The sequence below is a fragment of the Pedobacter glucosidilyticus genome (assembly GCF_002483235.1).
GTDB lineage: Bacteria > Bacteroidota > Bacteroidia > Sphingobacteriales > Sphingobacteriaceae > Pseudopedobacter > Pseudopedobacter glucosidilyticum_B.
Genome location: NZ_DLHN01000036.1, coordinates 1 through 22,612 on the forward strand (window position 1 = coordinate 1; position 22,612 = coordinate 22,612).

At 36.1% G+C, this 22,612-nt stretch carries 22 protein-coding genes and 1 pseudogene; 6 read left to right on the forward strand and 17 right to left on the reverse strand.

Annotation, left to right across the window (positions count from 1 at the left end; translation table 11 throughout):
• Positions 1-387: 387 nt before the first annotated feature.
• The 9 genes and pseudogenes from B2745_RS15155 to B2745_RS15190 all read right to left on the reverse strand — a co-directional run bounded on the left by B2745_RS15155 (position 388) and on the right by B2745_RS15190 (position 7,376).
• Positions 388-819: a VOC family protein gene (locus B2745_RS15155; RefSeq protein WP_304068337.1), complete on the reverse strand. Its 432-nt coding sequence runs from the start codon at positions 817-819 to the stop codon at positions 388-390.
• A gap of 34 nt (positions 820-853) precedes the next feature.
• Complete coding sequence (locus tag B2745_RS15160) at positions 854-1,405, reverse strand: dihydrofolate reductase family protein (RefSeq protein WP_304068339.1); 552 nt, start codon at positions 1,403-1,405, stop codon at positions 854-856.
• A gap of 13 nt (positions 1,406-1,418) precedes the next feature.
• Positions 1,419-1,868 carry an SRPBCC domain-containing protein gene (locus tag B2745_RS15165; RefSeq protein ID WP_304068341.1) on the reverse strand — a complete coding sequence of 150 codons (450 nt, stop codon included), beginning with the start codon at positions 1,866-1,868 and terminating at the stop codon, positions 1,419-1,421.
• 45 nt (positions 1,869-1,913) lie between these two features.
• The gene (locus B2745_RS15170; protein WP_304068343.1) at positions 1,914-2,375 is read right to left on the reverse strand and encodes an SRPBCC family protein; all 462 of its coding nucleotides are present in this window, start codon (positions 2,373-2,375) and stop codon (positions 1,914-1,916) included.
• Between the two features lie 14 nt (positions 2,376-2,389).
• Positions 2,390-3,154 (reverse strand): type I methionyl aminopeptidase, encoded by a 765-nt coding sequence (gene map, locus B2745_RS15175; protein WP_304068346.1) that lies wholly within the window; start codon positions 3,152-3,154, stop codon positions 2,390-2,392.
• A gap of 14 nt (positions 3,155-3,168) precedes the next feature.
• Positions 3,169-3,309 (reverse strand): annotated as a pseudogene (locus B2745_RS17015) (DUF1398 family protein); the annotation flags it as partial.
• A gap of 211 nt (positions 3,310-3,520) precedes the next feature.
• Positions 3,521-5,065 carry a fasciclin domain-containing protein gene (locus B2745_RS15180; protein ID WP_304068349.1) on the reverse strand — a complete coding sequence of 515 codons (1,545 nt, stop codon included), beginning with the start codon at positions 5,063-5,065 and terminating at the stop codon, positions 3,521-3,523.
• A gap of 137 nt (positions 5,066-5,202) precedes the next feature.
• Entirely contained in the window at positions 5,203-6,342 is a 1,140-nt protein-coding gene (locus B2745_RS15185; RefSeq protein ID WP_304068448.1) for an acyl-CoA dehydrogenase, read from the reverse strand.
• A gap of 224 nt (positions 6,343-6,566) precedes the next feature.
• The gene (locus B2745_RS15190) at positions 6,567-7,376 is read right to left on the reverse strand and encodes an N-acetylmuramoyl-L-alanine amidase (RefSeq protein ID WP_304068352.1); all 810 of its coding nucleotides are present in this window, start codon (positions 7,374-7,376) and stop codon (positions 6,567-6,569) included.
• Positions 7,377-7,384: 8 nt separating this feature from the next.
• Between B2745_RS15190 and B2745_RS15195 the strand changes: the two genes are divergently transcribed.
• The gene (locus B2745_RS15195) at positions 7,385-7,792 is read left to right on the forward strand and encodes a hypothetical protein (RefSeq protein WP_304068355.1); all 408 of its coding nucleotides are present in this window, start codon (positions 7,385-7,387) and stop codon (positions 7,790-7,792) included.
• A 126-nt stretch (positions 7,793-7,918) separates the two neighbouring features.
• Here the strand turns inward: B2745_RS15195 and B2745_RS15200 are convergent, their stop codons facing one another.
• A complete protein-coding gene (locus B2745_RS15200; RefSeq protein WP_304068357.1) occupies positions 7,919-8,887 on the reverse strand; it encodes an NAD(P)H-quinone oxidoreductase in 969 nt (322 codons plus the stop codon).
• Between the two features lie 6 nt (positions 8,888-8,893).
• The gene (locus B2745_RS15205; protein WP_304068360.1) at positions 8,894-9,298 is read right to left on the reverse strand and encodes a BLUF domain-containing protein; all 405 of its coding nucleotides are present in this window, start codon (positions 9,296-9,298) and stop codon (positions 8,894-8,896) included.
• Between the two features lie 204 nt (positions 9,299-9,502).
• Here B2745_RS15205 and B2745_RS15210 point away from each other — a divergent pair, with 204 nt between their 5' ends.
• Positions 9,503-10,225 (forward strand): DUF4397 domain-containing protein, encoded by a 723-nt coding sequence (locus B2745_RS15210; RefSeq protein WP_304068363.1) that lies wholly within the window; start codon positions 9,503-9,505, stop codon positions 10,223-10,225.
• Between the two features lie 124 nt (positions 10,226-10,349).
• Here B2745_RS15210 and B2745_RS15215 read toward each other — a convergent pair whose 3' ends face one another.
• Positions 10,350-10,601, reverse strand: a complete 252-nt coding sequence (locus tag B2745_RS15215) for a zf-TFIIB domain-containing protein (protein WP_026905566.1) — start codon at positions 10,599-10,601, stop codon at positions 10,350-10,352.
• 275 nt (positions 10,602-10,876) lie between these two features.
• On the opposite strand from B2745_RS15215, the gene B2745_RS15220 reads away from it, so the two are divergent.
• The gene (locus B2745_RS15220) at positions 10,877-12,310 is read left to right on the forward strand and encodes an alpha-L-fucosidase (RefSeq protein WP_304068366.1); all 1,434 of its coding nucleotides are present in this window, start codon (positions 10,877-10,879) and stop codon (positions 12,308-12,310) included.
• A gap of 80 nt (positions 12,311-12,390) precedes the next feature.
• On the opposite strand, the gene B2745_RS15225 is transcribed toward B2745_RS15220, so the two are convergent.
• Complete coding sequence (locus B2745_RS15225) at positions 12,391-14,658, reverse strand: Tex family protein (RefSeq protein WP_304068369.1); 2,268 nt, start codon at positions 14,656-14,658, stop codon at positions 12,391-12,393.
• Positions 14,659-14,826: 168 nt separating this feature from the next.
• A complete protein-coding gene (locus tag B2745_RS15230) occupies positions 14,827-15,627 on the reverse strand; it encodes a T9SS type A sorting domain-containing protein (protein WP_304068371.1) in 801 nt (266 codons plus the stop codon).
• A 115-nt stretch (positions 15,628-15,742) separates the two neighbouring features.
• On the opposite strand from B2745_RS15230, the gene def reads away from it, so the two are divergent.
• Positions 15,743-16,312, forward strand: coding sequence for a peptide deformylase (gene def / locus B2745_RS15235; RefSeq protein WP_304068374.1), 570 nt, complete (start codon positions 15,743-15,745; stop codon positions 16,310-16,312).
• A gap of 11 nt (positions 16,313-16,323) precedes the next feature.
• Here the strand turns inward: def and B2745_RS15240 are convergent, their stop codons facing one another.
• The 3 genes from B2745_RS15240 to B2745_RS15250 form a co-directional block, all read right to left on the reverse strand.
• A complete protein-coding gene (locus tag B2745_RS15240) occupies positions 16,324-16,953 on the reverse strand; it encodes a hypothetical protein (RefSeq protein WP_304068377.1) in 630 nt (209 codons plus the stop codon).
• 117 nt (positions 16,954-17,070) lie between these two features.
• Entirely contained in the window at positions 17,071-17,361 is a 291-nt protein-coding gene (locus B2745_RS15245) for a NifU family protein (RefSeq protein WP_304068380.1), read from the reverse strand.
• A gap of 42 nt (positions 17,362-17,403) precedes the next feature.
• Positions 17,404-18,468 carry an Mrp/NBP35 family ATP-binding protein gene (locus tag B2745_RS15250; protein ID WP_304068383.1) on the reverse strand — a complete coding sequence of 355 codons (1,065 nt, stop codon included), beginning with the start codon at positions 18,466-18,468 and terminating at the stop codon, positions 17,404-17,406.
• A gap of 128 nt (positions 18,469-18,596) precedes the next feature.
• Between B2745_RS15250 and B2745_RS15255 the strand changes: the two genes are divergently transcribed.
• Positions 18,597-20,726 carry a biosynthetic peptidoglycan transglycosylase gene (locus B2745_RS15255; RefSeq protein ID WP_304068385.1) on the forward strand — a complete coding sequence of 710 codons (2,130 nt, stop codon included), beginning with the start codon at positions 18,597-18,599 and terminating at the stop codon, positions 20,724-20,726.
• Between the two features lie 77 nt (positions 20,727-20,803).
• Positions 20,804-22,585, forward strand: coding sequence for a glycoside hydrolase family 15 protein (locus B2745_RS15260; RefSeq protein ID WP_026904510.1), 1,782 nt, complete (start codon positions 20,804-20,806; stop codon positions 22,583-22,585).
• Positions 22,586-22,612: the final 27 nt, after the last annotated feature.

The window sequence follows — 22,612 nt, forward strand, 5'->3', positions numbered from 1 at the left end:
GGGAAGTAAGGCATAGGCTGGGTGAGCCACTTGCAAGCTGTAAGCTTTTTTTGTGAGATGTTTCACTCCGCTACCATTGACGTTTTTTATAATAATTTGATTATCAGAGGTATTTAATTTTGCAAACACGTTATTTCATATTGATTTATATGAAATATATTAGACCTCAACAAGGCGGAAGGAGAAGGTTGTATCATGCTCAACATGCAGTCATGCTGATGATAGGAAGTAAGGCATAGGCTGGATGGTCACATGCAAACTGTAAGCTTTTTTTGTGAGATGTTTCACTCCGCTAACAAGACGGAAGGAGAAGGCTTCACTACGTTTGCGATAAACAAAGTGACGGTGATGAGATGGCTCCATTGCATTTGTAATGAACTATGGAAATTACTTTTTAAAATTTGGATCATAATCTACCATCCACTCAATACCATATTTATCTCTAAACATACCAAAATAAGAGCCCCATGGACTATCAGTAATAGGCATTTCTATTTGTCCGCCTGCGGAAAGCCCGTTAAAAAGTTTATCTGCCTCTTCTTTACTTTCTGCACTAATGGCTATTTTACTTCTATTTTCGTTTTCGTTTACCGGGCCTAAACTTTCAGGAACATCATTACCCATTAAAATATTGTTTCCAATGGGCAGGGCAATATGTAGGATTTTATTTGCATCCTGTTCTGCCACCGGAAATTCTGGACTTGAAAGGTCTTTAAGGCGCATCACTCTTAAAAATTCGCCACCAAATACTGATTTGTAAAAATGAAAAGCCTCCTCGGCATTGCCATTGAAATTGATATGAGGATTGATTTGTGCCATGACTTTGTTTTTAGTTATTGGATTTTTTTGTTGTTTAGCTTTTTACGGGTTCATAATAAAATACGGTAACTCCTGATTTTAGTGATTTTGTTTTGTGGAGTTTTAAAAGCATCCGGTCTTTGATATCATCAAAAAGTTTTAAGCCTTTCCCTTCAATAATGGGATGAATACAAATTTGAAATTCGTCTATCAGTTTAGCGTTTAAGAGTTGAATGATTAAGCTACGGCTTCCAATAAGTATATCTTTTGTGGCTTGTTGTTTAAGTTCTAAAACAGTTTCTATAAGAGGCTTCTGAGCAATTTTTGCACTCTCCCAACCTGTATCTGTTAAGGTATTGGTAAAAATAAGTTTAGGAATTTTAGCTATGCTAGTGGCAAAGGTATCCATCGCTTTTTCTCCTGAGGGCTTTTTTAAGAGTTCTTGCCAAAACTGCATCAGCTGATAAGTTGTTCGCCCGTACAAGATCATACCCGCATGCGCTATTAGTTCTGCGTAATGCTGGTGTAGCTCTTCATCTGCAATACCTGTGGTATGGTCGCAAGTCCCGTCAAGGGTCATATTGAATGCTGCAATTACCTTCTTCATATTAGATATCTTTTTAGATGCTAGGTAAAAATGGTTTGCCTTTACCTGTATTTACAAAAGCGATTAAACTATCCGTAAAATTATGCCATCCATTTGCGCAAATATCATAACAAGCTATCTGAGGGCTTAGGCCAATATGGGTAAGTTGGATTTCTGTTTCTTTAGCTTTAGCTGCAATATCCCAAATAATTTTAGTGTTTATCCATTCTGTTTTATCTGCTAATTCTGGAATATCAAGAAGAGCGTTTGTTACCAACCAAACCACTTTTTGTTGAGAGATTAATTCTTGAACCAAAAGCGTTTTAAAAATAGTATCTCCAAAGCGTATGGTAAAAGTATCTCCTTGCTGGCTGGCACTCCCTTCGAACATGCTTGTCCACCATTGGGTAATTTCTTGGGTTAAGGCATGATAAACGGCAGCTGCTGTGGCCTGTGTACTTATGGTTTTCTTGAAGTTTTCCATATCATGATTTTCTGATAATTGTTAAAATAAATTTATAATCTTAGACTAAGCCTTCATACTTAACAAGACATCTTCCAGCTTATCAAAGTTTTCCTCGTTCTTATCTACCACAAAAGGTTTTAATTTTTCGCATTCTTCTGCAGTATCAAAAATCATTTTAAATACCAGTTTAGTTTGCTTATGGTTTATTTCTTCAAAGCTAGCTACAACTTGGAAAAGCGGTTTAGAATGTCTTTTCCATGCGATTAAAGAGGGTATTATAATTTCCACAAATTCGCACTCGTTAGCATAATTCCCCTTTTCTGGACCATGCATGATAAAACTCCACTTACCTCCAACACGGAAATCAAACTCATTAAAAGTATTGATAAACCCTTTAGGGCCCCACCATTTTTTAAGATACTGAGGATTGGCCCAAGCTTGAAAAAGGTTTTGTTGTGTAGCATTGAAAATTCTAGTGCTTACAATCTCTCGGTCTGGTGTAGTATGGAAAATATTTGCTGACATTTTTTATTTAGATATTAATTCCAAATCTCGTTCATTTCTGTGAGTATGATAGGCTTTCCATCGGTTACCACGATGGTATGCTCATGCTGTGCCATAAATCCTCCTTTATTTCCTACCATAGTCCAACCGTCTGAAAGGGTTTCTGCATAGGTTGACTTTGTGGCTATGAAAGTCTCAATAGCTACAACAGTATTTTTTCTAAACCTTGTGAGGTTAAAACGATCTTTGTAATTGGCTATTTCGCTTGGTTCTTCATGAAGGCTTCGTCCTACACCATGGCCTGTAAGATTTTTAATGACTTGGTAACCGCGTTTTTTGGCTTCTGTTTCTATCAGGTGCCCGATATCTGAAATACGGACGCCCCCTTTGATGTTATGGATAGCTTTATGTAATATTTGTTTGGAGGCATTGATGAGTGTTTGATGCTGATGAATATCTTCTCCTAAAACAAAGGAGTTCCCATTATCAGACCAAAAGCCGTTGAGTTCTGCCGAAACATCAATATTGATTAAATCACCTTCTTTTAATTTTCTTTGCTCTGAGGGTATACCATGACAAAATTCCTGGTTAACACTGATACAAGTATGCCCTGGGAACTGATAGGTTTTAAAAGGTGCAGAAAAGGCTCCAAAGTTGGCCAATATTTTCCCTCCAAAGTCATCTAATTCTTTGGTTGTCATGCCGGGTTGAGCATATTTACACATTTCTTTTAAAGTAAAGGCAACGGCTTCACTTACTTTTTTCATGCCTAAGAGCTCTGTTTCGTTGGTAATTGACATTTATTTTTAAGTTTTTATTTTGGTATCTCTTCTATTAAGATTTCTTTTCCTGCTTGGTCATCATAAGTACGGGTCATGTTATCCATACAAACTTCCCATTTTAGGACGCCCGCATCGGCACACCTACGTATAAAGGTAAGATAATTTGTTTTACCTTGCTGGTGCGCTAATCATTCTGCTTTAAATTCTTCGGGGTTTGGGCTAGCAGCAATAGCTAAAGCTTCATATTTTGCTGGTATGGTAAGGCTGTAGTGTTTACCTGCATGGTAGCCTTACAGCTGCCGGTTAAGTACGAAAGATAGCTTCATTTAATTAGGATGATAAGCTATTGATAACCCTTGCTGTGCAGGCTGTTTCGCATCATGACTATGGGTATCCTTCATTTTGGATAATGTATGGGCTGATTTGGATTGTTGATGCCGGAATGGGTAACAGGTTAAACTTTGGATGATTAAATCCGCTTAATCTTTGTTCAGCAATGCCCCACCTGCGCATATTGATAAATGAGACACCTTCCCGGCTCATTTCTTTTAAAGCAAGTTCATACAGTAAGGCTTCGGTTATATTTCCGCTTAAATTTTGCCTTTCTAAAAGTAGCGTGAGGCTTTCTGCTGCAGCATCTGGTTTCCCTAAGGCTAATTGTGCTTCAGCATACATCAGGTGTATTTCTGCCAATCTTAATAATGGAAAAGTAGGGCGGTTGTTTAAGAAATTTTTTAACGCAGTATTGGTAATATCTGCTAATTGCCATATCATTTCTTTGCTTCCGATATTAAAAACAGAGCTTTTATTTTCTAAGGTATATGCTTTGCTTAGGATGATGCTATGGGCGTAATCTCTTACTTGTTCATACTTTTTTTGATGAAGTGCTAACTTGGCTTTTAAAGCTTGTATCGTATAGGTATTTATTTCGGGGGTTTTGCCTAAAGGCTCTAAAACTGTATTTGCTGTGCTTAGGTCTGTATCTATATGCGTTATAATCTGTTGTTTATTGGTATTGGATAAAGGTGTGGTTATTACAGCAGCTGTTTCTGGTACCATCACAATATTTCCATAATAGTTTAATAGCGTTAAATAGGTATAGGCTCTTATGGTTTTTAAGCCAGCAAAGAGGTTGATCTTATCATTAAAATTTTCTGATTTTACCCTTAATAAATCATTGATAATGGTAATAACCTGATAGCCTTTATTCCAAACGTCAGCTACGCTATTGCTGCTTGGACTGAATTTGAAAGCATGAAAATCTGCATAAAAATTGTAACCAGCCTGGCTAGCTTGTTGCGGAGATGCCTCATTACTTAGCAAAGCATCCATTACCAAAACACTTTTCTGAAAGACATCTAAACGTTGTTTTACCTGATTATACCCGACTTTAAATTCAGACTCGGTAATTGTTCTTTCTTCTAGTTCACCTGTTTCTGGGTAGGTGATGCCTATAGCCTTTTCTATAACATGTACCACTCCGCTGTTTCCTGAAAAAACGGCATGTTCAACAATTGCTATATCATTTACTTTTACAACACCCCCTATACTACTGATATTAAGTGTTTTGCCACTTAAGGCTGTAAGGGTGGTTTTGCTACGCAGATCTGCCAAGGTGTATTTACCTTTTACAATATGGTCTTTAAGTTGTTGTTCTGTATAAACGATATGGAGTGCAGTAGTATTGTTATTGATTGTGATATTGAAATCCTGAGGGGCAAATATGGTTATACCACCTTCTGTTTCAGCAGCATTGAGCAAAAGTTCTTTTAATGAACCATTAAAATCACTAATATTTATGACTTTGTCCAGTTGGTTAACTACCTCAGGCAGTAGCCTATCTGGTTCTGGATTGGCGTTATTCTCTTTTTTATCACAAGAAATGGCAAACAAAGTGACCAATAGTAAAATAGGTAGCAGTTTTTTCATGATTTTATAAATAGAATTATAAAAGTATATAATTTCTATTATTTCTGACCGTGATATTTTACATTTCTTTGGATAATCTGGATTTCTTTGTTTTTACATTTGTTATATTAATTTAATATAAAGTTGTGGATAGTTAATTACTTTAATACTTCTCTGGAAATTACTACTTTTTGTATTTCTGAAGTTCCTTCATAAATCTGGGTTATTTTGGCATCACGCATTAAACGTTCTACATGATATTCTTTAACAAAACCATAGCCGCCATGTATTTGTACAGCTTCTACAGTGGTGTGCATGGCTACTTCAGAAGCATATAATTTGGCCATAGCACTAGCTTGTGCGTAGGGTTGTCCACTATCTTTTAACCAAGCAGCTTTTAAAACCAGCAATCGGGCGGCTTCAATTTGGGTAGCCATATCAGCCAATTTAAAGGCTATTGCCTGATGATTGGCAATGGGTTTACCAAAAGTTTTACGTTCTTTAGCGTATTGGGTAGCCAGTTCAAATGCACCTGAGGCAATACCCAAAGCTTGTGCTGCTATGCCTATTCTGCCGCCATCCAAGGTTTGCATGGCAAATCTAAAACCAAAACCATCCTCGCCAATGCGGTTAGCTTTAGGTACTTTAACATCGCTAAACATTAAAGAGTGTGTATCTGAACCTCTGATGCCTAATTTATTCTCTTTAGGACCAATGGTGAAGCCCTCCATCCCTTTTTCAACAATTAAAGCATTGATACCATGACTGCCTTTACTAGCATCGGTTTGTGCCATTACCAAATATGTTGAGGCCGAACTACCATTGGTAATCCAGTTTTTGGTTCCGTTTAACAAATAATAATCGCCCATATCTATGGCAGTTGTATGTTGCGAGGTGGCATCAGAACCTGCCTCTGGCTCAGATAAACAAAAAGCACCTATCACTTCGCCTCTGGCTAAAGGCTTCAGGTATTTTTCTTTCTGCTCTGGAGTACCAAACTTTTCTAAGCCATAGCAAACCAAAGAATTGTTTACAGACATGATAACGGAGGCGGAGGCATCTACTTTAGATAGTTCTTCCATTACTAATACATAAGAAATGGTATCCATACCGGCTCCGTCGTAATCAGGGCTAACCATCATACCCATAAAACCAAGCTCGGCCATTTTCTTAATTTGCTCTGCCGGGAATTTTTGATGTTCGTCTCGTTCTATTACACCAGGTTTTAATTCATTTTGCGCAAAATCTCTTGCCGCCTGCTGAATCATGATATGTTCTTCTGATAATTGAAAGTTCATCATAAACCATTTATTTTTTGATAATGAATAGCTAAGGCCTAAAGCCATAGGTTAACCCTTACAAGATAATAATTATTATGCAAGCATAGTAAAAATAAATAAAAAATTTACGTTTTTATTTAAGCAGGAGCAATAAGATGAAATGATGAATATGGAATTATCATTAAAATACATGAGCCTGTTTAACAAAGACTCATGATGTTTATAGCTTTTAGGTTTAAATTTTAATATTTTTTATACAAATCGAATAAAATACATCTATCCCAGGTGGAGAGTATAGGGAAGAGGTCCGTTTTAGTAAAATGTCTTTTAAAGGCTATAATTGCAGCCGCCATATCTGTGGTATCATATCCAATTCTTCTTAAGGCTGCTTCTTCGTCAAAATTTGCAGGTGGTGGTAAATCTGGTAAGTCATACCATAAGCCAAAGCCATTTTTTGCCAATGTATCCCAAGGGAAAAATATACTTGGATCTGCTTTTCTTTTGGGTGCTATATCACCATGACCTATGAAATTTGCTGTTGGTATATTATAATCTTTTTTGAGTTTGGCTAATAATAACAATAGGGTATTGATTTGTGCATCACTAAAAGGTTCGTTGCCATTATTGTCTAGCTCTATTCCTATAGAACATGAATTCATATCGGTTATATTACCCCATTTACCTGAGCCAGCATGCCAGGCCCTAAGCTCATCATTTAACATCTGGACTAAAAAACCATCTCTACCAATAACATAGTGGGCACTTACTTGCGTAAACTCCAGAGTAAAAGTTTTAATGGTTTGCGCTAAAGAATCTTGTGCGGTATGATGTATAACTACGTAAAAGGGCTTGCGAGCCCCGAAGTTTACTGTAGGAATATAAGAAGATGGTATTGGATTGCCTTGGGTATCTAACAAAAGCGGAGCGGGGTTAACTACAATACTTGTGGTTACTTCTTCCATTTTTGCGTTTTGTATTTTTTCTGCTTGTTTGTACGGTTTTGGAGAACAAGAGATAAATACTAATAAAAATAAAATTGCGAAATACTTCATACTTATAAATGGTGCAAATATATCATTTAACCCATGATTTTGATGTTAAAATAATTGGTTTTGGCAAGGTATTGGCTTATACTAGTTTAAGAAACAAAATCTTAAGAAAAATGGAAAACAAATCGAAAATTGCAGCAATAGTAGTAGCTGGTATTGCTGCTGGAGCAGCAGCATGGTATTTTACACGGTCTGAAAGTGGTAAACAAAACTGGTCTGCTTTGGTGGATGGCGTTAAAGACCTTACAGATCATTTAAAGCGTGTTGCTTCTAAACAAGCCGATAAGGTAAATGATTTATCTAAAGAAACTTCAGATTATTTAGTAGCTAAAGCCCATGAAGCTTCTAACTTTTCTGACGATACATTAAGTAATATTTCTGCAAAAGTAGCTAAGGAGGCTAAAACCTTATCTTCGTAGTTTTTAGAGAAAAACCTTAAAGGTGATATTTATTGCATTGAGCGGGGTCGACATCTTGGTTGATTTCATCAGCTAAAGTCTCGACTCGCTCCATGATAATAAGAATTGAGGCCTAACATTAGCTTTTTAAAACTTAATCAAGATTTTGCCTATATGTGTGCTGCTTTCCATAAGTTGGTGTGCTTGTGCAACATCACGATAATCAAAAACCTTAAAGATAACGGGCTTTATTTTCTTATCATGAAAAAGAGGCCACACGTATTTTTGAATTTCATGAGCTAGAAAGGCTTTGAATGCTGTTTCTCTGGTTCTTAAAGTACTCCCTGTAATGGTTAAACGCTTTTGCATTACTTTAAGAATATCCAATTCTGCTTGCCTGCCTTGCATGGCATTGATATAAACTAAGCGTCCTTCGGCAGCTAAGATATTAATGTTTTTTGGTAAATAGCTCCCCCCAACCATGTCTAAAATAACATTAACACCTGTTTCTTTCAGTAAAAATTCAAAATCTTGTTCTTTATAATGGATAGCCATGTGGGCTCCTAAAGCTATACAAGCCTGGCATTTTTGTGAGGAGCCAGCAGTAATCATTACCTGACAACCAAATACTTTAGCTAGCTGTATAGCCATTACGCCAATACCGCTAGAGCCGCCATGTATTAAGACTTTGTCTCCGGATTTTAATTGCCCCAGTATAAAAAGATTGTACCATACGGTAAAAACAGTTTCTGGCAGTGAGGCCGCCTCTGCTAATGTTAAACCTTGCGGAATGGTTAAACAACAGTCTTCTTTAGCAACGGCATACGCTGCATAAGCACCACCAGTTACCAAAGCACAAACGTGTTGGCCTATTTTGTATTTTTTAACTGCAGCACCACAGGCTATAATTTCGCCAGCGAGTTCTAAACCGGGGATATCTGCTACAGCACCGGTGGGGGCTGGATATTTTCCTTGACGCTGCATGATATCTGGACGGTTAATACCAGCAGCAGCAACTTTTATCAATACTTCATCATCTGCAAAGGTGGGGATAGGTCTTTCTTCTATTTTTAGAACCTCCGGACCACCATATTCTGTAATAACTACAGCTTTCATATTTAATTATAATAAAGGGTTACTTGCTATAAGCTTTATTAATCTAAATGGTGTTGCATTTGTAAGGTAGTCTTTAACGCCTTCATGCTCGCACTGTTCGAGCTGATTGATATCTGCTAATGATATTTTCTCATAAGCCATAGACCAATCTGGAAAATGCCGAGCCATAGCTGGTCCCTCTGCTACTACTTTTAAGGCGATAATTCTTTTATCTCTTTCTATATCACTAAAAATACTTTTTACAGCTTGTTCATTACCTTCTAGCAATTGTATAAAAGTACCTTCTACATATAAAAGTTTACCTGTTACCTGATGATTTGCATTTTTCTCTCTTGCTTGTTTAAGGAGATCTTCTAAATCTTCCTTTTTAAAAGGAAAAGATTCGTAAGCAAAATATATTAAATAGTACATAAGTTTCAAAAAATCTTTAAAGGTAAAATTCTTAGAGTTGTATTTATAGGCTAAATGATTTATAAAATAGCTGTATTGCCTTTAAAAACTTTCTTTATGAATGTAAAGGCAAAAAAAACTAAAAAAAATGAAACGCAGTGTAACAGATTGATGATTGATGCCGTTATGTCTAAACAAATCTATCTGAAACTAAAAAATATAATTATGTATAACATTAAAAAAATTACCTCTGCTAACCGTTTATCTTTCATGAAGACCATGATGATAGCTGGCTCATTATTAACGCTAACCTCATGTTTGAAAAATGATGATGATTTTACTCCGCAGCAAGTGGCCGCTGTTAGTGTTTTTCATGCATCGCCAGGTACGCCAGCTTTTAACTTTGTAACCGACCGTGGTACCGGAAACGGCCCTTTTGCTTTTGGTCAAAGAACTTTATATAGTTTATTTAGTGCCGGACAACGTAAGGTTAGTATACGTAAAGTTGGAGGAACACAAGATACCTTAAGAACAGGAACTTTAAATTTGGAAGCTGATAAATATTACTCTGTTTATGTTGTAGATGCTGCGCCTAATCCAAATTTCTTGGTTATTAAAGATTCTTTATCCAGTCCGGCGGCGGGTAAAGCAAAAATCAGGTTTATCAATTTAAGTCCTGATGCTGGAAATTTAAGTTTAACAACTGGTACAGATAGTGTTTTATTTAACGCTACGGCGTATAAAACACATACCCTATTTAATGAAATACCGGGCAATAAAAATTATGCTTTTAAAATTAAGCTTAATGATACCCAAAAAGCTATCAAAGAAAATATAGAGATTAAATCTGGTAGAATATATACCATTTGGGCCAGAGGTTTGGATAATACCACCAATGATACGCTAAAAACTTCTATACAAGTAAGCGAACATTTGAGTGATTTTTAAATTATAGCGAGTAATAACTTGCTACTGAGATTTTATTTTGTCGGGCTGACTGCTTGTTGCACACGCAAGTATTTCAGCCCGACAAAGAAATGATGGTTTTAAGGCAAGCTCTTTTATTTTTCATTTAAAAATCGAATAAATCTCCTAGGAAAGAGTCTTTCTTTTTCTTTCTATAATCATGATGTTTATAGTCATGATGTTGAGTTCTATGATGATCGTTTTGTTGAGGAGGACGTTCAAAAGCTACCGAACGTTCAATAATTTTATCTAATTCGCCACGGTCTAGCCATACGCCACGGCACTCCGGACAATAATCTATTTCTACACCGCTTCTATCGGTAATTAAAAGGTTAACATTGCAATTAGGACATTTCATGGTTCAATAGCTTGGTTAAACAAAATCATTAAACGTTTGCTTAAGCTATTTGTTTCTTTTATATGGTAATTTTAAATAGTATCGTTGTAACAGTAGCTCTACGTAAAGCCTTTAACAGAAAGGGTAATACCCTGTTTAAAAGTGTAGCAGCTTGGCTTATGACTTAAATGTATTTTGAAAATATAAAACCTCAGGCATGGTATTTCACTGATTTATATTACTTTAGTAATAGCTTGATCTATAGCTGCAACTGACCATTTTAACCTGTTATCACCATGAACCTGAAAAAATTATTAGTCTTTTTAGTTTTTTGTTATGCAAGTACTTCTGTTTTAGCACAACCCATATCGCAAGATGAAAAAATGAAATGGTGGCGTGAGGCTCGTTTCGGTATGTTTATTCATTTTGGGGTTTATGCACAAATGGCAGGAGAGTACAAAGGGCATCAACAAGCTAAAGGTGGAGCCGAGTGGATTATGAATAGGATGAAAGTACCGGTTTCAGAATATAAAGAAGTTGCCAAACAATTTAATCCAGTAAAATTTAATGCTGATGAATGGGTTAAAATGGCAAAAGATGCAGGGATGAAATATCTGATTATTACAGCTAAACATCATGATGGCTTTGCTCTATTTGATTCTAAAGCGAGTGATTGGGATATTATGGATGCAACGCCATACAAAAAAGACTTGTTAAAACCCTTAGCCGATGCGTGTAAGAAATATGGAGTGAAATTAGGTTTTTACTATTCTCAAGCTCAAGATTGGGTAAATCCGGGAGGTTCTGCAGCCAGGAAATTAATGGCAGAAGGTTGGCCTAATCCTGATAGCACAAAGATTGATGATTATACGAAGGAACATAAAGGGCACTGGGACCCAGCACAGGAAACCAGAACATTTGCGCAATATATTGATGAAGTTGCAGTTCCACAGGTAAAGGAATTGATGACGAATTATGGCGATATAGCCGTTTTATGGTGGGATACGCCTACAAATATGACTGATGAAGCTGCTCTAAAATTACAGGAACAGTTAAAAAAGCAACCTCATATTATTACTAACGACCGTTTAAAAAGACCAAATTTTCCTGGAGATACCAAAACACCTGAACAAAAAATCCCTGATTTAAGCGAGCTAGATGGTAAAGATTGGGAAACTTGTATGACCATGAATGGTACTTGGGGTTTTAGAAATTCTGATACCCGGTGGAAATCATCAGAAACGTTAATTCGGAATCTGGTTGATATTGCATCCAAAGGAGGAAACTATTTATTAAATATAGGTCCAAAACCAGATGGCTCTTTCCCTGATGCCAGTGTAGAACGCCTAAAAGATTTAGGTAATTGGATGAAAATTTATAGCGAAGCCATTTATGCTACAGAAGCCAGTCTGCTACCAAGCCAAAATTGGGGTCGTGTTACCAGAAAAACACAAAACGGAAAAACTACGCTTTATCTTTCTGTATTTGGTTGGCCAAAAGATGGTGTATTAAACATCAATGGTTTAAATCAAGAAGTGATATCAGCAGGAATGCTGCAAAATGGCGAAAAACTGAAATGGGATAAAAATGGCAATCAAGTAACCATAAAAATACCATCACAGGCACCGCATGCCGTGGCAAGTGTTATAAAAGTTGAAGTAAAAGGCGAAATGAAAACTTGGTTTGGAGAATCAGGGAAAGAGAAAATGAAAACAGGGGCTCTTGACTAAGTGGCTTTGAGGTGAAAAAGTATCAGGCTGATTGGTGTAAGTTATATTATTTTTTACGCCAATCAGCCTGATACACAATTCTATTTAAACTTACCCATCAGGGCTTTTAGCTTATGCTGCATATCGGTTTCAGCATCTTTTTGTACTGGCTTTTTAAACCCTTCTTTATTAACAGTTTTTTGATTTAAAGCTGGCTTATCTGCCTTTTTTATCGGGCTTGTATTACCCTTCATGCTTAATGCTATACGCTTACGGGCAACATCAACTTCTGTAACGGTAACTTCTACCCTTTGCTGTACTTTTACAACTTCGTTAGGATTTTGTATAAACCTATCGGCCATTTGGCTCAGGTGTACTAAACCGTCTTGATGAACGCCAATATCTACAAAGGCACCGAAATTTGTTATGTTAGTTACTATGCCTGGTACTTTCATCCCTACCCTTAAATCTTCAATTTTATTAATTCCATCGGCAAAAGTGAAAGATTCAAATTGCTCACGTGGGTCTCTCCCCGGTTTGGCAAGCTCGGCTAAAATATCTTTTAGTGTTGGCAAACCTACCTCATCAGAAATGTACTTTTGTAGGTTTATCTGCTTTCTTAAAGCATCGTTCACTAATAAATCTTCCACTTTACAGCCCAAATCTTTAGCCATTTGCTCTACCAATGCATAACGCTCTGGATGCACCGCACTGCCATCTAAAGGATGTTCGGCATTTCTGATTCTTAAAAATCCAGCCGCTTGCTCAAAAGCTTTATCGCCCAAACGAGCAACTTTTTTTAATGATTCTCGGTTTTTAAAAGCTCCATGCAGGTTTCTATATTCTACAATGTTTTGAGCCAATTGCGGACCAAGTCCTGATACATAGGCTAAAATTTGTTTAGAAGCGGTGTTTAGCTCTACCCCAACGGCATTAACGCAACTTATAATGGTATCATCTAAAGAAGTTTGCAACTTATTTTGGTCAACATCATGTTGGTATTGCCCAACACCAATAGATTTAGGGTCTATTTTAACCAACTCTGCTAATGGGTCCATTAATCTTCTTCCAATAGAAACGGCTCCCCTTACGGTGATGTCATGATCTGGAAACTCTTCTCTGGCAACTTCTGAAGCCGAGTAGATAGAAGCTCCGCTTTCATTAACCATCACCACCTGTACATCTTTTAAACCTTGCTTACGTACAAATTCTTCGGTTTCTCTACTTGCTGTTCCGTTACCAATAGCAATAGCTTCTATTTCATATTTATGAACCAAGTAAACCAAAGTTTGCTCGGCTTCTTTTAAATTTCCGGCTCCTGTAAAAGGATAGATGGTGGTATTTTCTAATAATTTGCCTTGTTTATCTAAGCAAACTAATTTACAGCCTGTTCTAAAACCAGGGTCTAAGGCTAAAACATTTTTTTGCCCCATTGGCGCTGCCAATAATAACTGACGAGCATTTTCTGCAAACACTTTTATTGCTTCCTCATCGGCTTTTTGCTTAGACAATAACCTGATTTCTGTTTCCATACCAGGCTTTAGCAATCTTTTGTAACCATCTTCTATGGCTAGTTTTACTTGCTGAGATTTTGCGTGGTTAGCCTTGATGAAAAGTTTTTCTAAGAGTTCTATAGCATCTTCTTCTGGAGGTAAAATATCTAATTTTAAGATGAGTTCTTTCTCCCCTCTACGGATAGCCAAGATACGGTGTGATGGAGCAGTTTTTAAGGGCTCTTCCCACTCAAAATAATCTTTGTATTTGATGCCTTCCTCTTCTTTACCTTTAAAAACTTCTGCTTTTAAGGTTGCTTTCTCCCAAAATAAATCTCTCATTTTAGCTCTCGCATCAGCGTTTTCTGCTATGAGCTCTGCTATAATATCTCTTGCGCCTTGCAAAGCATCGGCAACAGCCAAAACACCTTTTTCTTCATTGATATATTGCTCTGCTTCTAACTCAGGGTCGTTTCTATCTTGTTCTAAAACACTTAAGGCTAGGGGCTCTAAACCTTTCTCGCGGGCAACCGATGCTTTAGTTTTACGTTTAGGTTTATAAGGCAGGTAAATATCCTCTAAAACAGCCATGGTAGCTGCTTCTATAATTTGCTTTCTTAAATCATCGGTTAATTTACCTTGCTCATCAATAGATTTAAGAATAGCTTCTCGTCTTTTATCAAGTTCTCTGAGCTGCTGTATCCTGTCTCTGATGGTAGCTACCTCAACTTCGTCTAAACTTCCGGTAAGTTCTTTACGGTATCTGGAAATAAAAGGTACTGTTGCACCTTCGTCTAATAAGGCTAAAGTTGCATCAACCTGTTTGGTACCAATACTTAGTTCCTGCGCTACAAGCTGTATATGTTGGTCTCTCATGTAAATTTTATTAGTCTACGAAGTTGTAAAAAACTGTAGGTAGCGCAAAATAAAATTCCTAACAAAAAGGGGTAGGGATGATAAAGGTAAGTATGGGTGTAAATATCAAAAAAAATGGTCAGCATAAGATCCTGACCATCATTTAATTTTTACCTTAATTAATCTGTTTTAGTTGATGATAATCTTTCTAAAGGCTAGCTTTCCCTCGCTTTCTACCTTAAGAAGATAGACACCTGCATTTAAGCTATTTGTTTCAAGCTCTTGCTTTCCTTTTAAGCTGTTTTTGTTTAAAACTGATTTACCGGTTATGTCTATAAGTTCAATATCATAAGTATCAGAAAACATTACGGTTAAGGGATTTCCTGTCTCTACAGGGTTGGGGTAATAGGCAAAACCAGCAAATTTTGGATCTTCTTTAACCGAAGTAGAGAAATAAGTAAAATCATCAGAATAGGTACTGCAACCTCCGTTATTCTTAATTTCAACTGCGTAAAACCCTGTATTTTGAATAGGGAAGGAATTTGAAGTAGCACCAGCAACAGGGGTTCTGTTAAAATACCATTGATAGGTAGCACCGGCAACTGTAGGTGTTGTTAACGTATTGCTATTTGCAGCCCTGTTGATGATTGGCTTTGTTGGTTGAGCTGCAACTGTAATATTTTTTGAAATGGTAGAGCCGTTACATACGCCACCAGTAATAGCTACGGAAATATTGATGATGGCGCCAACAGTATTTGGGATAAGAACTGTATACTGCGTATCTGAAATTCTGCTACTAGAGGCTCCTGTGATTGTCCAGCTATAAGAAGTGGCACCTGTTGCACCATTAATGGTGTAGGTAATGATGTTATCTGAGCAGGCACTATTACTTGTAGGATTTGATGTTGCAGCCGTAATAGTTGCTGTACACTGCGCTTTGGCAGCTAAATGAGTTATAGAAATGAATATTATAACAAGTAAATTTTTCATCATACTTAGGAAAATTGCTAGGTAAATATATCAAAAATACATGGTTTAATACGTAGTAATGTCATTTAGGTTCTATCAAACTTATTAAAAACTATTTTTTTACTAATTTTACAGCATGAAATTACCCATTGTTGCATACGGAGACCCTGTTTTAAAAAAAGTTGCTTTGGATATCCATCAAGATTATCCAGATTTAAATGTGTTGATAGAAAACATGTTTGAAACCATGTATGCGGCTAGTGGTGTAGGTTTAGCTGCTCCACAAATAGGTTTACCCATTAGGCTTTTTGTGATAGATGCTACACCTTTTGATGATGATGAACCCGAATTAAGTAATTTCAAAAAAGTATTTATCAATGCCCGTATTTTAGAAGAAACTGGTGAGCCTTGGAAATTTAACGAGGGTTGCTTAAGCATCCCTGATGTTAGGGAAGATGTAAGTAGAAAGCCTGAAATTGTTGTATCTTATTACAATGAAAACTGGGAGTTAAAAGAAGAAAGCTTTAAAGGCTTAGCAGCAAGAGTTATACAACACGAGTATGACCATATAGAAGGCAAGCTTTTTACAGATCGTATTAGCCTGTTGCGTAAAACGATGCTAAAAAATAAATTAGAATCTATCTCTAAAGGAGCTGTTAAAGTGGCTTATAAAATGAGATTTCCCTCTTTAAAGAAAAAAAGATAAGGTTTATCACCTTATCTTTTGTTTCTCTCTTTATTACCTTCTGTTATTTGTTTGATAAGCGCTCCCCATGCAAATGGGTTTAACAGAGGATTGGTTTGAACCATATTTTTGTTGGTTAAACCAATATGGTTATTCTGAAAATTAAAAGACTGCATTTCTGTACCGTCTCTGGGTAAAGAAACATATAAATCTTTAAGGCTTTCGCTGGAAAGGTTCTTTTTTGCTATTTCTAAATCATCATCAGCAAATTTCATGGTTAAGAAATCTCTCTTAAATTCATCATAACTTGCCCAAGGAAATACCCTTACTGTAGGCAACATGATATTGTCTGATTTCATTTTAATAACAGCTGTAAATTTCCTCTCGGTAAGATTTTTTGGTATCACCAATACCAATTTTTTATATCCAACAGAAGAAAACTGTATGCTATCTCCCTCATGGGCAACAAAGGAGTAATAACCTTTATAATTAGCCGAATAAGTCTTTTTTTCTGATAGATTATTTAACGTTACATAAGGAACCACAGTATTACTATCAATGTCATAAATAACTCCAGAAAATTGCACCAAAGGTTTTGCCTCCCTTTGTGCAAAAGTAGCTGTAGCTAAAAAACAAAGTATGGTTACTAAGATGTTCCTCATTATTTTTAAATAAAAATATTAAAAGCTTCTTAATTTATCTGTTAAATAGTGTTAAAGAAAAAAGCCTTTATCTTTTAACGATAAGGCTTTTTATATGTTTTAAAATAAATTGTAAAATTATTGAAGGTTTGCTGGCAATACAGCCGCGGGGTCATCCATTGCTGTTAGGTTAATAGCCTCAACCGCGGTTATAGCTGGGACTGCCTTTTTAACTGCTTGTTCTATACCGGCTTTTAAGGTCATGATACTCATTGGGCAAGAACCACAAGAACCTAGTAGTTTTAATTTAACGATATAATCATCTGTAATTTCTTCTACGGATACATTCCCACCATCAGCTTCAAGATACGGTCTTATGGTATCTAATGCTGCTTCTACTTCGTTCCTTAAATTCTCTTTCGGGTCCATTATTGATAATTTTTTTTAAAAATAACAAAATCAAAAGAAAAATTATGCTTTTGCCATGTCATTTTTAATTGCCAATTGTTGTGCTACTTTTTGTGCAAGCTGGATGTATGCCTGCGCTACCAAACCTTTATCGGCTAAAATAATAGGTTCTCCATTATCTCCTGCTTCGCTTACACTTTGTACCAAAGGTAATTCGCCAAGGAAGGGTACATTATACTTATCTGCCATTTGCTTACCACCATCTTTACCAAAAATATAATATTTGTTATTTGGCAGTTCGGCAGGCGTGAAATAAGACATATTTTCTACCACACCTAAAATAGGTACGTTAATGCTATTCATCATAAACATGCCAATTCCTTTAGTGGCATCGGCCACAGCTACTTGTTGTGGTGTAGTTACAATAACCGCCCCAGCTATAGGGAAAGTTTGGGTAATGGTGATATGAATATCGCCTGTACCGGGTGGCAAATCAACAATCAGATAGTCTAATTCTCCCCAATCAGCATCGTTAAAAAGCTGTTTCACAGCAGTAGAAGCCATTGGACCCCTCCATGGAACGGGTTGACCTGGATCTGTAAAAAAGCCGATGGATAATAGTTTGATGCCATATTTTTCTATAGGCTCTATGCTGGTTTTTCCATTAACCTCGCTTGCATTGGGTTTGGCATCTTCTAAGCCAAACATGATAGGTACTGATGGTCCATAGATATCAGCATCTATCAAGCCTACTTTGGCACCAGTTAAGCTTAAACCTATGGCTAAATTTGCTGCAACGGTAGATTTCCCTACTCCGCCTTTACCTGAGGCTACTGCGATGATATTTTTAATTTGTGCAGAAAACTGTGTTTTAGGTGTGGTTACACGACTTGTCATGTGGATGTTGAGTACCGCATCTTGACTTACAAAATGTTTAATCGCATTTCTACAAGCGTTTTCTAAAATGTCTTTCATAGGACAAGCCGGCGTTGTAAGTACTACAGAAAAACTGATGTTATAACCATCAATCACCAGGTTTTCTATCATATTAAGTGTCACCAAATCTTTCTTCAAATCTGGATCTTCTACATTTCTTAAAGCATCTAATACTTGTTCTCTAGTAAACATCGTTTTGTAATTTCCAGTAAAATTAACAAAAGGCTTATAATTAAAATTTTGTTTCGGTGCTGTTTTTGAGATAATTTGGCGTGTTCAATTTTTATATCAAAAGATTTTAATATTTTTCAAAATATTATATGAGATTTTTAACAGGAAGATTTAAGCAATTTAAACACAAAAAAACGGTCTTGATTGCCCTTTCTGTTGTGTTTTTGATGATTGTTGCGGGTGGTATTATAGCTTATTTGAAGCGGGAAGCTTTACTAGAACAAGTAGTTAATAAAGCGGTTAACAAAGCAAAATCAAAGTATAATTTAAATGTAAAAATTGGTTCCTACGCCTTTTCTGGCTTAAGCACTGTACATTTTAGTAACATTACGGTTATACCAGAGGAAAGAGATTCTTTAGCAAATATTACCGATTTTACGGTGGGTATAAAACTTTTTCCACTTCTTTTCGGGGATATTAAGATATCTGAACTGAAGCTTAATCATGCGCTTATCTCTTTGGTAAAGAGAGATAGTATAAGCAACTACGACTTCTTATTTAAGAAAGATACCACTACAAAAACAGAGAAAAAAGAGGTTGACTTGGCAGATTTAGCCCATAAACTTATTCACCAGGCATTAGATAAAATACCTGATGATATGGCTATCCAAGATTTTAAAATCACCTATAAAGAAGATACTACACAATTAAGTATTCTAACAAAAACAGCAACTATCATAGATAATGATGTAAAATCTACCATCTTGATTAATGATAATTTAGCAACTTGGCATGTAGACGGTACAGCAGAGCCTAGCGACCAACAACTTGATTTAAAACTTTATGCCAACAATAAAAAGGTGGAATTTCCTTACTTGGAAAATAAATATGGCTTAAAACTAAATTTTGACACTGTACGAACTGTGATGAGCAGCGCAGAAAAATCAGGCTCTGATTTTGAGATTACCGGTAATTGGTCGGTCAAAAATTTATTGATTAACCACCCAAAAATTGCAGCTAATGATATCATTGTACCTGATGGAAGCCTAGATGCCAAATTGATTATCGGGAAAAACAGTGTTGCGGTTGATAGTAGTTCGGTAGTGCATTTGGGTAAAGCTAGCATTCATCCTTTTGTAAAACTTACCTTGGGAGAACATAAAATTTACGAGCTTAAGTTAAATACCGAAGAACAAGACGCACAAGAAATTTTTAATGCTTTTCCGCATGGCTTGTTTGAATCTTTAGAAGGTATGCAAGTAAAAGGTAAATTAAAGTATGATCTTAACTTTTATTTGGATAGCAAAAAACCAGATGATGTTGTTTTTAGCTCTTCTTTAACCGCTAGTCCTGATTTTAAGATTACGAGATTTGGTAAAACCAATTTCCAAAAAATTAATAAAGAGTTTGTATATACGCCTTATGAAAAAGGCAAACCTGTAAGAAATATCATCGTGGGACCGCAAAATCCAAATTATGTACCTATACAGGATATTTCTCCAAATATTAAAAATGCTTTATTGACTTCAGAAGACCCATCTTTTTACTCGCACAATGGTTTTGTTGAGGAATCTATCAGGCAATCTATTGCTACTAATTTTAAAGCAAAATCTTTTAAAAGAGGTGGTAGTACCATTTCAATGCAATTGGTAAAAAATATCTATTTGAACAGGCAAAAAACTTTAGCTCGAAAAATTGAAGAAATACTAATTGTTTGGTTGATTGAGCATGAAAAACTGAGCTCGAAAAATCGGATGTATGAGGTTTATTTAAATATTATTGAGTGGGGCCGAAATGTTTATGGCATTAGCGAAGCGGCTAATTATTATTTTGGTAAGCACCCATCGCAATTGAGCATTGGTGAGGCTATTTACCTGGCTTATATTGTACCTAAACCAAAATCTTCTTTATATGCCTGGCAGGCAGATGGCAGTTTAAAACCGTATTTAAGAGGCTATTTCAACTTGATTGGCGGCTTAATGGCGAGAAGAGGTTATACCCAAGCAGATTCTAGCGTTTACGGATATTATGGCGTACGGTTAAGGGAAAGTTTAAGACTACAAATAGCTCCTTCTGATACCATTCCGGATAGCCTAGCGCAAGATGATGAGGCTAATCTTTTTAATCTTTTTAAAATTAAAAAAGATACTACTATTGTACCCAAAGAAAAGTTTCTAAAGCAAATTTTTGAACCTAATGCGAAGGATACAACTACTAAATCTGCAAAAGAACTAAGACAAGAACGCAGACAAAAGAGAAAACAAGGCTTAAATAATTAGTTTTTTAGATTTTTTAAAACCAATAGGTATAATTTTTATTAATAAATAGGGGTTTAAATTATTTTAAAAAATTTATTATGGAAAAACATACTTACCAAACTGGTATTATAGGAAATTGCTCTTATTTAGCTCATGTACATAAAAACACCAATATCACTTGGTTATGTTGGCCTAGATTTGATAGTTCTTTTGTTTTTGGAAGTATGCTAGACAGTAAAAAGGGTGGTGAATTTTCTATCATGCCTTCTTCTGAATATACTTCTAAACAGTACTATTTAGAAAATACCAATGTATTGTGTACTGAAATTACGACAGCTAGTGGTAGGTATAAAGTAACAGATTTTGCCCCTCGTTTTCAACAATTTGAAAGGTACTTTAAACCTTTGATGTTGATTAGGAAGGTACAACTTCTAGAGGGTAACCCTCATATTAAAATAAAATGCCAGCCTGTTTATGATTATGGAAAAAGTGAACTAGAGGTTATCAGAGGCTCAAACCATATCGAATATATAGGCTGTGGTGAAAAGATAAGATTATCCACCAATGCCCCGCTTTCTTATATTTTAGAAGACCAATACTTTATTCTTAAAGATACTTTATACCTGTTTTTAACATTTGGCGAGCCTTTGGAAGGCCCTATACAAACCACAGCAGATAGGTTCTTAAACCAAACCATCAGTTATTGGAGAACGTGGATAAAACGTTCATCAATAGGAGATTTTTATCAAGAACAGGTGATAAGATCGGCCTTAGCCTTAAAAATACACCAATATGAAGATACCGGAGCCATTATTGCCGCAAGTACCACCAGTTTACCTGAATTTCCGGGGAGTGGCCGAAATTGGGACTATAGATTTTGCTGGTTAAGAGACACTTATTATGTCATTAATGCGCTACACCATATTGGCCATTTTGAAGAGACAGAGAAATACTTTGATTATATTACTGATATATCTTTTGAAGAAGGTTTACGCTATCAACCGCTTTACAGTATATCCAGACAAAAAAATTTAGTGGAGGAAATTGCTGATCATCTGGAAGGCTATTTGGGAAACGGTCCGGTAAGAATTGGTAACCAAGCTTATGAACATATCCAAAATGATATTTATGGTCAGGCTTTAATTTCATTACTTCCGCTTTATACCGATCATCGTTTTGTTTTTTCGGAAAGGAAAGATTCTGCCTCTTTAGTTGAAGTAGCTTTAAAAAGAATAGAGCATACCATAGATGAGGTTGATGCTGGTATTTGGGAGTTTAGAAACAGTGCCTATTTACATTGTTATAGTAATCTTTTCCAGTGGGCGGGCTGTAGCGCAGCAGCAAAAATTGCCAGAACCATCAATGACGAAGCATTGGAAGAAAAAGCCGTTTCTTTGATGAAACGAGCGGCAAAGCATATTGAAGATTGTTATGATCCTGTACGTAAAGTTTATACACATGCAGTTGGTAGTCCGCATTTAGATGCCAGCACTTTACAGTTGATTATGATGAATTACCTAGACCCGCAATCTGAAAGGGCGAAGAACCATTTAATAGCTTTAGAAAATGAGTTAAAAACACCAAATGGATTGTTCTATCGCTATTTACATGCTGATGATTTTGGAAAACCAGAAACTACTTTTTTAATATGTGCTTTTTGGTATGTAGAGGCACTAGCTTGTGTTGGTCGTGTAGATGATGCTGTGAGAGAGTTTGAAAAATTGATGAAATATGCTAACCACTTGATGCTCTTTAGCGAAGATGTTGACGAAGAAACGGGTAGCCAATGGGGTAATTTTCCACAGGCTTATAGCCATGTTGGTTTAATGAATGCTGCTTACAGGATATCTAATAAATTGAATAGGCCTTTGTATTTGTGATTTTTAAGTAATGATATTATTATTAGA

What these genes read in the sequence shown, in the direction of transcription:
- B2745_RS15155 (WP_304068337.1), bottom strand. Translation starts at nt 819, where the DNA reads ATGGCACAAATCAATCCTCATATCAATTTCAATGGCAATGCCGAGGAG.
- B2745_RS15160 (WP_304068339.1), bottom strand. Translation starts at nt 1,405, where the DNA reads ATGAAGAAGGTAATTGCAGCATTCAATATGACCCTTGACGGGACTTGC.
- B2745_RS15165 (WP_304068341.1), bottom strand. Translation starts at nt 1,868, where the DNA reads ATGGAAAACTTCAAGAAAACCATAAGTACACAGGCCACAGCAGCTGCC.
- B2745_RS15170 (WP_304068343.1), bottom strand. Translation starts at nt 2,375, where the DNA reads ATGTCAGCAAATATTTTCCATACTACACCAGACCGAGAGATTGTAAGC.
- map (WP_304068346.1), bottom strand. Translation starts at nt 3,154, where the DNA reads ATGTCAATTACCAACGAAACAGAGCTCTTAGGCATGAAAAAAGTAAGT.
- B2745_RS15180 (WP_304068349.1), bottom strand. Translation starts at nt 5,065, where the DNA reads ATGAAAAAACTGCTACCTATTTTACTATTGGTCACTTTGTTTGCCATT.
- B2745_RS15185 (WP_304068448.1), bottom strand. Translation starts at nt 6,342, where the DNA reads ATGAACTTTCAATTATCAGAAGAACATATCATGATTCAGCAGGCGGCA.
- B2745_RS15190 (WP_304068352.1), bottom strand. Translation starts at nt 7,376, where the DNA reads ATGAAGTATTTCGCAATTTTATTTTTATTAGTATTTATCTCTTGTTCT.
- B2745_RS15195 (WP_304068355.1), top strand. Translation starts at nt 7,385, where the DNA reads ATGGTGCAAATATATCATTTAACCCATGATTTTGATGTTAAAATAATT.
- B2745_RS15200 (WP_304068357.1), bottom strand. Translation starts at nt 8,887, where the DNA reads ATGAAAGCTGTAGTTATTACAGAATATGGTGGTCCGGAGGTTCTAAAA.
- B2745_RS15205 (WP_304068360.1), bottom strand. Translation starts at nt 9,298, where the DNA reads ATGTACTATTTAATATATTTTGCTTACGAATCTTTTCCTTTTAAAAAG.
- B2745_RS15210 (WP_304068363.1), top strand. Translation starts at nt 9,503, where the DNA reads ATGTATAACATTAAAAAAATTACCTCTGCTAACCGTTTATCTTTCATG.
- B2745_RS15215 (WP_026905566.1), bottom strand. Translation starts at nt 10,601, where the DNA reads ATGAAATGTCCTAATTGCAATGTTAACCTTTTAATTACCGATAGAAGC.
- B2745_RS15220 (WP_304068366.1), top strand. Translation starts at nt 10,877, where the DNA reads ATGAACCTGAAAAAATTATTAGTCTTTTTAGTTTTTTGTTATGCAAGT.
- B2745_RS15225 (WP_304068369.1), bottom strand. Translation starts at nt 14,658, where the DNA reads ATGAGAGACCAACATATACAGCTTGTAGCGCAGGAACTAAGTATTGGT.
- B2745_RS15230 (WP_304068371.1), bottom strand. Translation starts at nt 15,627, where the DNA reads ATGAAAAATTTACTTGTTATAATATTCATTTCTATAACTCATTTAGCT.
- def (WP_304068374.1), top strand. Translation starts at nt 15,743, where the DNA reads ATGAAATTACCCATTGTTGCATACGGAGACCCTGTTTTAAAAAAAGTT.
- B2745_RS15240 (WP_304068377.1), bottom strand. Translation starts at nt 16,953, where the DNA reads ATGAGGAACATCTTAGTAACCATACTTTGTTTTTTAGCTACAGCTACT.
- B2745_RS15245 (WP_304068380.1), bottom strand. Translation starts at nt 17,361, where the DNA reads ATGGACCCGAAAGAGAATTTAAGGAACGAAGTAGAAGCAGCATTAGAT.
- B2745_RS15250 (WP_304068383.1), bottom strand. Translation starts at nt 18,468, where the DNA reads ATGTTTACTAGAGAACAAGTATTAGATGCTTTAAGAAATGTAGAAGAT.
- B2745_RS15255 (WP_304068385.1), top strand. Translation starts at nt 18,597, where the DNA reads ATGAGATTTTTAACAGGAAGATTTAAGCAATTTAAACACAAAAAAACG.
- B2745_RS15260 (WP_026904510.1), top strand. Translation starts at nt 20,804, where the DNA reads ATGGAAAAACATACTTACCAAACTGGTATTATAGGAAATTGCTCTTAT.